General features: G+C 65.4%; 7 protein-coding genes. 1 reads left to right on the top strand and 6 read right to left on the bottom strand.

Translation table 11 applies throughout. The features are described 5' to 3' along the window. Window positions 1-65: 65 nt before the first annotated feature. From LQ144_RS22100 to LQ144_RS22085, 4 genes are all read right to left on the bottom strand, one after another. Window positions 66-2,300: a glycoside hydrolase family 2 TIM barrel-domain containing protein gene (locus tag LQ144_RS22100; RefSeq protein WP_230121397.1), complete on the bottom strand. Its 2,235-nt coding sequence runs from the start codon at window positions 2,298-2,300 to the stop codon at window positions 66-68. A 167-nt stretch (window positions 2,301-2,467) separates the two neighbouring features. After that, window positions 2,468-4,810 carry a glycoside hydrolase family 3 N-terminal domain-containing protein gene (locus tag LQ144_RS22095; RefSeq protein WP_230121396.1) on the bottom strand — a complete coding sequence of 781 codons (2,343 nt, stop codon included), beginning with the start codon at window positions 4,808-4,810 and terminating at the stop codon, window positions 2,468-2,470. After that, window positions 4,810-6,909, bottom strand: coding sequence for an alpha-L-arabinofuranosidase C-terminal domain-containing protein (locus LQ144_RS22090; RefSeq protein WP_230121395.1), 2,100 nt, complete (start codon window positions 6,907-6,909; stop codon window positions 4,810-4,812). Before LQ144_RS22090 ends, LQ144_RS22095 begins: the two co-directional genes overlap by 1 nt. Beyond that, complete coding sequence (locus LQ144_RS22085; protein ID WP_230121394.1) at window positions 6,906-7,052, bottom strand: hypothetical protein; 147 nt, start codon at window positions 7,050-7,052, stop codon at window positions 6,906-6,908. Before LQ144_RS22085 ends, LQ144_RS22090 begins: the two co-directional genes overlap by 4 nt. 620 nt (window positions 7,053-7,672) lie before the next feature. Between LQ144_RS22085 and LQ144_RS22080 the strand changes: the two genes are divergently transcribed. Then, a complete protein-coding gene (locus LQ144_RS22080; RefSeq protein WP_230121393.1) occupies window positions 7,673-7,918 on the top strand; it encodes a hypothetical protein in 246 nt (81 codons plus the stop codon). A 63-nt stretch (window positions 7,919-7,981) separates the two neighbouring features. On the opposite strand, the gene LQ144_RS22075 is transcribed toward LQ144_RS22080, so the two are convergent. Both LQ144_RS22075 and LQ144_RS22070 read right to left on the bottom strand, forming a co-directional pair. Further along, entirely contained in the window at window positions 7,982-9,472 is a 1,491-nt protein-coding gene (locus LQ144_RS22075; RefSeq protein ID WP_230121392.1) for an MDR family MFS transporter, read from the bottom strand. Between the two features lie 94 nt (window positions 9,473-9,566). Next, window positions 9,567-9,806, bottom strand: a 240-nt coding sequence (locus LQ144_RS22070; protein WP_230121391.1) for a substrate-binding domain-containing protein, incomplete at its 5' end; no start/stop codon positions are given.

The following is a 9,806-nucleotide window of genomic DNA, read 5'->3' as shown; positions in this document are numbered from 1 at the left end:
CAATGACCATCGCCGCGTCAGCGCGACGATCAGCGCCCCGCCGGTCACCATCCGGCGGGGCGCTTTCATGCCCGCCCGTCGCCACGGACCGTGACGGCTACATCGTCAAATAACGCGATCGGTAACACCGCGGAGCTCCGGGCCGCGCGCGTGAGCCTCAGCTGGTGCTGTGCCACGACGGTTCCGGCCTGAGCCCACGCCGTATCTTCCGCGGTCAGGACGTCGAGCGTAAGGGCGAGCGCATCGTGATCGGCGAGTCTGTCGCGCAGTGCTTGCGGGACCTCGATAGTCGCCGTCTCCCCGGCGCCCGCTTGACCGTGCGCCGCGAACCGCACTGTCGGTCCTTCCGTCGATTCAACAGCGAAAGCGAATCGGAGCGAGGACAGATCGGCGAACGTCTGGCGATTTAGCACGCTCACTCTCCCGTCGAGGGCCTCCTGGACCGACGAGACGATGCGCACGGGGCTGAAGAGGCCGCGGGCTTCGTAGAGCGCGGGCTTCGGTGTGCCATCGGCGAAGACGATGCCGTTCAGCACGATGGGACCGTCGTTCGGTTCGTCGCCGAAGTCGCCTCCGTACCGGTAGCGCCGGTCGCGGTAGGGGTCAAGGGCGTGATCCTTGAACTCCCAGATGAACCCGCCCTGCACGCCGGGGAGCGACTCGATCAGGCACCAGTAATCGGCCAGGCCTCCTGTGGAGTTGCCCTGCGAGTACGCATACTCGCACATGATCAGCGGCCGGTCCGCTTCCGGATGCGCAGAATAGGCCTCGAGGGCGGAGAAGGCTGGATACATGGGGCAGACGATGTCGGTGGCGGCGCGTCCCCCGTGCCAGTCTGCTGAGATTGCCCCCTCGTAGTGCAGAGGGCGCGTGGGGTCGTACCGGCGCACCCAGGCGGCCGCCGCGTCGTGGTTGGCCCCATAGCCGGTCTCATTGCCGAGCGACCAGGCGATCACTGAGGGGTGGTTCTTGTCGCGGATCACCATGCGGGACACGCGGTCGACGAACGCCTCCAGATAGCGATGGTCGTCACAGATCACGTCAGCGAAAGCATGACCTTCGATGTCGGCTTCATCGAACACGTAGAGGCCGAGCTCGTCGCAGAGGTCCAGGAACACCGGGTCGTTCGGGTAGTGGGATGTGCGCACTGCGTTGAAGTTGAAGCGCTTGAGCAGTGACAGATCGGCGAGGTAGTCCTCGCGACGAAGCACACGGCCCGTTTCTGGCTCGAAATCGTGACGGTTAACTCCCCGGATCCAGATCCGACGACCGTTCACCATCAGGTCCCGCCCGACGATCTCCACGCGTCGGAAGCCCGCGCGGATCTCGGTGCGATCCGCGACGCGGCCGTCCAGGTCGAGGAGCTCGACGAGGACGGTCTCGAGGTGGGGCGTCTCCGCAGACCACGGCTCGACGGCGAGATCGACCAGTTCGACGATCGCGGCACCTGGGCGTTCGGCAGGGTGCATCGCCGCGTGCGAGGCGGCGGCCGCGGCCGCCGCCTCGGGCGGCAGAGAGGCCTTCGCCGCGTGCAGGCTCAGCAGGTCCATGATCCCGTCGGGGATCTGGGCCGCCGGGCGCCGGCTGCGGTCAGGAGAGCTGAGCGGAATGGTCATCGCCGTCCGACGCGAGCCGACCGGGCGCTCGATAGTACTTCCCGCGATGCTCACTCGCACGGAGTGCGTCGTCTCGAAGCTCTGCTCCGCACCGCTGACCGTGGCGACGATCCTGGCCGAGCCGAGGTGGGTTTCGGGGTCGTAGTCCGCGACGACCGTCACGTCCTGGAGCCGTGCTCTTGGCAGCCGGTGAAGCTGCACCGAACGACTCAGGCCCGACTGCCACCACTGATCCTGATCCTCCAGGTAGCTGAAGACGGACCACTTCGCGACGCGCAGCTCGATCTCGTTCGTGCCGTCCTGAACGTCGGCGGTGATGTCGAACTCAGCGGCGAGGTGCGAGTCTGTGCTCTCACCCGCCAGCTTCCCGTTCACGCGTACTTGCAGGTACCCCTCCGCCGCTCCCACGTGGAGCACCACATGGTCCTCCCCGATCTCACTGAGTTCGAACGACCGGCGGTAGATGCCGGTCGGGTTCGCACTGGGAACATTCGGAGGGACCAGGTCGAAGGGCATTGTGATGTTCGTGTAGTGCGGCGGGTCGCTTGCCTCTCGCATCGTCCACAACTCGGGCACGGTCACATTGAGCCAGTTATCGGTCAGGTCGGCATCCCAGGACGGTAGGAGCTGGAAAGACCAGCGCCCGTCCAGATCGAGATCCGGTGTGCGCCGGATCGCAGTCATCGGGAGGCGTCGGTGCGAGACCACCCCGGCTTCGGGCCCGAGTGGGCTTCGGTCAAGAGTTGTCATGATTGTCTTCCTTGGGGACGTGCGGGGCGAGCTGCGGGCAATTAGGGGGTCTCTCGCAGGCGGGGAGGGCGCAGTGTTTCCTCCCCGCCCCTCGTGTCTTCTCAGACCGGGGTGGATGAACCGACGATCTCTACCTCGGACGTTGCGCGAATATCATCCGAGGCGAAGCCGACGCTCAGAGTCACTCGTCCCGCCTCAATCACTCGCTGGTTGTCGAGGCCGGTGAAAGCAAGTCGCGCCACTGGTGCCGAGAGCTTGATCGTCTTCTCCTCCCCAACGTCGAGTCCTACTCGTTCGAAGGCAACGAGTTGACGCACTGGGCGTACTACCGATGCTTCCTCGTCCCGGGCGTAAAGCTGAACTACTGTGTCGCCAGGCCGAGACCCGGTATTGCGAATCTTGACGGTCAGCGCCAGTTGGCCACCAGGCTCCACGGTGGGCTCGGAAGGTTCCAAGGTCAGGTCGAACCCGGTGTAAGACAACCCGTGCCCGAATGCGAAGAGCGGGCTCTGCGCGGTGAGGTCGTTGTAGCCATGGCGTGTGCCGGTCGGGTGGTCATAACCGCTGCCGAAGTGATGGCCGTGGTAAATCGGGATCTGCCCGATTGAACGCGGGAAGGAGCTGGGGAGCTTGCCGCTCGGGTTCACATCGCCGAACAGCGCCCGAACGATTGCCTCCCCGCCCTCTTCGCCCAGTAGAGGCGCAACGAGCACCGCGCTCGAATTCTTCGCGACCTCGGGGAGCAACAGGGGCCTTCCGGTGACGACGACGCTCACCACGGGAGCCCCGGTAGCAGCCAGGAGCGAGACGAGCTGATCCTGGTTCCCAGGGAGCCGGGGTTCGCTGGTGGATTGCCCTTCGCCGGCGGTGTTGTTGCCCACCCAACCGGTGCGCTCGCCCAGCGCCGCGATCACGAGATCTGCACCGCCGACGGCGCTGGCCACCGCGGCTTCGTCAAGAGAGTCCGCCCCGGGCGTCAGATCACCAAGCCCGACGAAGGAGATGTCAGGGCGCCGGGCCCGAAGAGCCCCGAGCAACGTGGGGGCGTTTGGATGAAGCCGCGTTGCGGCCTCCTCGAAAGTCGGCTCGATTCCCGGCATCCGTGCCTGGAAGATGTCGGTGAAAATGGCCTCTTCGGCACTGATCCCAGGGATTTCCCCGCTCCGGAGCGCCATCGAGCCGCGCAGCATCTCGATGTTCGACACTGACGTGTAGGCGCCGAAATGGATGCGAAGCTCGTCGGCGGCAGGTCCGAGGACCACGATCTTTGCCCGGTCATCAGAGATGGGCAACGCGCCGTCGTTGCTGAGGAGCACAAGGGACTGATCGGCGATGGTTCGTCGGACCTCGGCGGCTTCCTCACGGTCCACACGTGGAGCGCTGCTCGCCCGGCTGAACCCCGGAATGAGCCCGGCTCGTGCTTTCGCCACGAGAGTACGCTCAACCGCGACGTCGACAACCCGTTCATCCAGGCGTCCGGACTTAACCCCTTCCACGAGCGTCGCATACTCCTCGCCGCCCGGAAGATCCGCATCCAGTCCGGCTTTGAGCGCCTGACGTGCTGCGTCGCCAGCCTTCGGAGCGGTGTGATACACGGTTCGCAGCATCGCGATCGACGAATAATCGCTGACGACGGGTCCGGAAAACCCGAGTGCTCCGCGCAGAAGTTCAGTCAGCATCCACCGGTTGGCAGCGGCGGGCACACCGTCGACTTCGTTGTACGAGTTCATCATCAGCGCGAGGTCGGCTTCGGCGATCGCTCGTCGGAATGGTTCGGCGTACTCGTCGACGAGTGCTCGACGTCCCAGTTGCGTGACTGCCTGGTTGAGGCCCCCCTCAGATGCGCCGTAGCCGAGGAAGTGCTTCCCTGTTGCGAGGACGGGCCGCTCGCCGTTGCGGCCTTGGATGCCTTCGACAAAAGCCACTGAGCACTGCGCCACGAGTTCGGGATCCTCGCCGTAGGTTTCATGCACCCGACCCCAGCGCGGATCGCGCGCCAAATCCATAACCGGCGAGAACACGGCGTGGCCGCCGATTTGCTCGGTCAACGCGGAGCTGACCGCGGCAGCACGGCGGATGAGCCCGGGATTCCAGGAAGCCGCCTGAGCCCAAGCCGTCGGGAACTGCGGTCCGGAATCGTGGACGACCCCGTTGATCGCCTCGAAATGCACCATCGCGCCGATCCCGAATGGGGACGTCTCGCGCACGTGCTTCTGGATCGCGTCGAGGTGCAAGCGCAACTCGTCGGCTTTCTCGGCGAGGAACCACGCCATTGAAATATGCCCGACTCCATGCGGTCGAATAATCGCCACACGCGATGGATCCACCCCCTGAACCTCCGGCGAATCAACGAAAAGCTCTGTCGCGTACAGGCCGCGAAGCTGAGCAACCTTCTGCTCCAGAGTCATCTTCCCCACGAGGCGGGCGGCGTCGAACCTGCTCATCAATCGTCCTCGTTTGCGGAGATCGCGAATGAGAGGGCGAGCACGCTGGTCGGGTCCAGGATCAGCTCGACGGATCCTCCGCGGACCTCCAGGCCTACTTCTCGCGGTTCCACCTCCATCCGTGGCTCGCCCTCGAAAGCGAGCCGGTTGACCGCGTCCAGCGCACCGCCGATCACGGTGGCAACCACTGCGCCGTCTTGTACCTGATCGATCGCGAGTGTGAGCGCGACCGGAGCCGCGCCGATCGTGACCAGCTTCAGGTGCAGGACTCCGTCACCGAGACTGGCCGAGGCGAAGACATTCGCCGGCAGTTCGCCGTCGACCGGCACGACGTACTCGCCGATGCGGGTGGCGAACAACTGCTGCACGAGGTAGTTGGCGGTGCGAACGACGCGACTGGGGCTGAAATCGATCAGGCAGTGCGGCCACTGTCCGTGGCCGACGAGGTTGAGGAGCGGGGCGTAGCAGCTGAACGCGACGACGTCGGCATTGCGCTCGACGCCCGTGAGGAACGCGGCCTCGGCCAGCGCGCTGAGCCATGTGTTTGGCTCGGGCTGGAGCATGCTCTCAGGGACGGCGGGATGCCTGTCGCCGAGGTCGTACCCGAGGTAGGCGGCGTACTCGCCGAGGAAGAGGCGGGCACCACCGCGGGGGTAGGTGTCGTAGCGTTTGGTAGCGTTGAACAACCAGGCCGGAGAGTTGTAGAAGTGCTCGTCGATCAGGACGCCTTCATCCTCGCCCCAGATCGCCCACGCGGGGTCGGCATTCTCCCCCGGGCGTATTACTCCTCCGTTGACGATGACAGTCAGCCCCGGGTGCGCACGGTCGACGGCGTGCTTGATCCGCTCGAAATGGGCCAAGTACTCCGGGCCGAAGTTCTCATTCCCGATGCCGAGGTGGTGCAGCGGGAACGGCTCCGGGTGGCCAGCGGCAGCGCGAAGAGCAGCCCAGTGGCTCGTGGTCGGATCGCCGGTAGCCCACTCGATGAGGTCGAGCGTATCCTGGACCACTGCGGCGAACTCAGCGCTATCCACCGGCAGATGCTCGTCCATCCTCGTCTGGCAGCTGTCCCCTGCCCAGACCACCGGTATGGGCGCCATGCCCAGATCCTCGCACAGCAGGAAGTACTCGTAGAAGCCGATCTGGTTGCTCTGGCTATAGTCGCCGTCCGTGCGCGACTGACCCCAGAGGTTGTACTCGGCGCGGCGGGTGAGGAGGGGGCCGACGGTCTTCTTCCAGTCGTAGTGGCTTCCGTCACCGCAACCCTCGACGATGCAGCCGCCGGGGAAGCGGAGAAAACGCGGGGCGAGTGCACCGAGTGCTTCGACAAGGTCGCGGCGGAGCAGTCCCTGGCTCCAGCGCGGGTCGCCCGCACCCCAGTGATTCTCATGCACGAGACGCACCTCGTCGATGTCGACGGTGCCGACGCCGGTGGCGACGATCTGCAACGAGCCGAGCGTGGTTGCCGCGGGGGCAAATCGGACCTGGCACTGCTGCCAGCCTCGAGCATCCTGCTGCACCGCTTCGCACGCCAGAACGGCGCCATCCGCGTCGACGAGGCGGGCCTCGAGCGTTCCTCGGAACTCGTCGGTGCGTATGAGGAGGCTCAGAAGCATGGGCCTTTCGGCGTCGAAGGCCATGCCGGGGAAACCGCCGGGGTAACCCTGGTTCTCGAGCGTGCCCTGCTCATCGTCCACGTGCAGTCGGGCGAAGGAGGCTCCCGGCGTGGCCGCACTATGCCGGGAGGACTCGAGGCGTCCGCCGACGAAGCTCCAGTGTCGCAACCGGTCCAGGCGCCGGCCGGCGGGGGTGGTGGGCTGCAGGGGCAGGTCCTCCGGGGCCATGGCAGCGAACCGCTCACGCGCGCCATCGGGTATCAGATCCAGTGGCGCGTACGGCAGGGTGCCGTTCGTGAGGTAAACGCCCTCGAAGCTGTGGTTGTTGACTAGATTGGCGCTGAGCCCGCCGTCGCAGCCGAAGTTGATGTCCTCGAGGAAGAGGCCGTATAAGGTCGGGCTGATCGGCGTCGTGGCCCGATCACTGCGAAGGCGCAGTCGGGCGGTCTCGTTGCCGGGGCTGGGGGCGGTGATGTCAGTCATGTGGGGTCGATCTCCCATTCGGGTCGGTCTGTGGAGTGGTCGGCGTTGTCGTCGGTCGCGACGCCCGCGAATTGCGAGTTGGCGTTGTTGTCGAAGACCACGAATCCATCGAAGCCGAGCTCGTTCCGGAGGTCATAGATCAAAACACCATTGTCGTGAACGCCGAGCGGAAGGCGCGGCCAGAATTCTGCCCGCCGGTGGGTGTCAGCGAGAGTTGTTACGTGACAATATCACTGCGTATCTTTGTTGTCACGTAGCAATTCACGCTAATGACAAGTTCGCAGGACCGCTGGCGAGAAGGTCGATCAGGCAGCAAGGGAGCTGGAGTACCAAGCATCTGCGGCCGCCGGGGCCTCGTGCGCGCTCTAGGCCCGGCGCAGTGCAAGACTGTTCTCGCAGACAATTATGACGCCATGAGGCGCTGGTTGGATTGGGCGCGCGGGTAGGCCGAAACCCTCACGACTCACACGGACCGCAACCTGCCCGTGGACCACCCAGACCGCCAACGCCAGACTTTCCTTTGGAACGCCGTCCAACTCACCGGAGGCCTCATCGGATCAGCCACCTACCGTTCCGCGGTCACTCTCGGACGGATCGCGGCCTTCCTGGACGACGACGGCACCGCTCGCGAGATGACCCGCTCAGCCGGCCATATCCGAGACTGCTGGATTTCCTCACGGCAATCGGCGAGTAAAACCTCGCTTACAGGGTGCTGTTCCAGGACACTCCCCCGTCGCGGTTCTACGAGGTGAGGATGGGTGCTATGAACATGAGGGAAACCTGGGGCGGAGCGGCCCGGTCGGGCAGCCGAAGAAGCTATCTCTCAACCACTACGCTTTCGGCGCTGTCGAGGACCGGCTCCTCCGGCATCTCCGCGGCAATCACCGCCGAGCAGCCGGGATACGCCACGAACTCTGTCACCCCCGACCTTGACGCACCACCAGGCACCGTCGATGCGGCTATCGGAACACCTAACCTGCCGAACGTCGCCACGGCAGACACTGACTGAGCTGCCGCACGCCGCGATCGCCGGCCGTGAGCTGCATGGAGAGGGGCCTGCCAGGAAGGCCCTTCAGTGGCCGAGGGTCCCTTTGGGTAGCGGCATGGCCGGGCGGCGAACGAAGAACGACGCGCCAATCGCGGCGAGCGAGATGAGTCCGCCGATCAGGAACGCAGCCTGCACCCCGGCCGCAGTAGCAGGCACGACCGGTAGTCCCTCGGCCAGCCCCGCCGCCGTCGACGTCGAGAGAACGGTCACGAACAGGGCGGTTCCGGCGGCGCCGGCAAGCTGCTGCAGGGTCGACGTGATCGCGCTGCCGTGCGCGTACAAGGACGGATTGAGAGCACCGAGAGCTGACGTGAGCAGCGGGGTGAACATGATCGCGAATCCGGCGTTGAGCAGCAGGTGCACGCCGATCACCCAAGCGATCGAGGTGCCCTCGTGGAGCAGCGTGGCCATGCCCCAGAGCCCGGCGCTGACGATAAAAGCTCCGGGAATGACGAGGGGCCGCGGTCCAAACCGGTCGAACAGCCGACCGACAATCGGGGAAAGTACGCCCATCAGCACGCCGCCGGGCAGGAGCAGCAAGCCGGTCTCGAGAGTGCCAAGCCGCAGCACGTTCTGCAGGTAAAGCGGCAGGATGATCAGGCTACCGAACAGCGCCATCATGCTCACCGACATCATCACCGCCGCCACGACAAAGCTCCGGGTCTTGAAGGTGCGCAGATCGAGCAGGGCCCGATCGTTCCTCTGCAGCACGATCTGACGGGCGATAAAACCCGCGAGGGCCAAGGCACCTACCGCAAGCGGCACCCAGACCGGCAGTGCGTGGCCGCCCTCGACCGACTCCCCGAGGCTGCTGAGGCCATAGATGAGGCCGCCGAAGGCGAAGGTCGAGAGCGCGACCGAGAGGATGTCGAGGCGCACTTTCGCCGTCTCAGTGAGGTTGCTGATCTTCCAAAGCCCGAGCACGAGCGCGATCACCGCAATGGGCAGCACGATGATGAACATCCAGCGCCAGGTCAGGGTGCTCAAGATGAGGCCCGAGACGGTGGGGCCGATGGCCGGAGCCACCGCGATCACGATCGAGATGACGCCCATCATGCGACCCCGGCGGGCGGCCGGCACAAGGGTGAGCACACTAGTGATGAGCAGCGGCATCATGATCGCGGTGCCGCCGGCCTGCACTATGCGGCCGAGCAGCAGCACGCCGAAGCCGGGAGCGATCGCTGCGATGGCCGTTCCGAGCGAGAAGAGGGTCATCGCGGCGCCGAAGACCTGACGCATGGTGAAGCGGCGCAGGATGAAGCCCGTCGTAGGGATCACCACTGACATGGTGAGCAGGAACCCCGTGGTGAGCCATTGAGCGGTCGAAGTCGGGATGTCCAGGTCGATCATCAGGCTCGGCAGGGCAACGCTCATGATCGTCTCGTTCAGGATGACCACGAAGGCGGCCACCACGAGCAGCCCGATCACGAGCGGGGCGCCCTTCGGCAACCGCTCGTCGGCGGGCGGGGCGGCGGGTGCAGATCGGGGCGCGGCAGAGGCGGACGGCGAAGTCATGAGTTCTCCGAGTCGGTAGGGATGTGATGATGGAGAGCGGCGACGTCGACGCTGATGGACGAAGGTATTGGTCGGGATGGAGAGCCTGACCGTTTTAGGTGGATTCTCTTTGGATGACGTGCAGGGGGAGGTCTCGGTTTGTGGCGTGGGCGGGGTTGCCGGTGACGGCGGCGATGATGCCGGCGACCGCGGCGTGTGCTGCTCCGCTGGCGGGGTATCCGATGGTGCTTAGTCGAGGGACCATGACTTGTGATAGTGGGGTGTTGTCGACCCCGATCAGGGCGATGTCGTGGGGGATGTTGCGGCCGCGGACCTGGGCGGCTGCGATGAGTGC

Source organism: Arthrobacter sp. Bi83 (genome assembly GCF_918698095.1).
Taxonomy (GTDB): Bacteria; Actinomycetota; Actinomycetes; order Actinomycetales; family Micrococcaceae; genus Arthrobacter.
This window is presented reverse-complemented; position numbering and strand designations above follow the sequence as displayed.

What these genes read in the sequence shown, in the direction of transcription:
- LQ144_RS22080 (WP_230121393.1), top strand. Translation starts at nt 7,673, where the DNA reads ATGAACATGAGGGAAACCTGGGGCGGAGCGGCCCGGTCGGGCAGCCGA.
- LQ144_RS22090 (WP_230121395.1), bottom strand. Translation starts at nt 6,909, where the DNA reads ATGACTGACATCACCGCCCCCAGCCCCGGCAACGAGACCGCCCGACTG.
- LQ144_RS22095 (WP_230121396.1), bottom strand. Translation starts at nt 4,810, where the DNA reads ATGAGCAGGTTCGACGCCGCCCGCCTCGTGGGGAAGATGACTCTGGAG.
- LQ144_RS22075 (WP_230121392.1), bottom strand. Translation starts at nt 9,472, where the DNA reads ATGACTTCGCCGTCCGCCTCTGCCGCGCCCCGATCTGCACCCGCCGCC.
- LQ144_RS22100 (WP_230121397.1), bottom strand. Translation starts at nt 2,300, where the DNA reads ATGACTGCGATCCGGCGCACACCGGATCTCGATCTGGACGGGCGCTGG.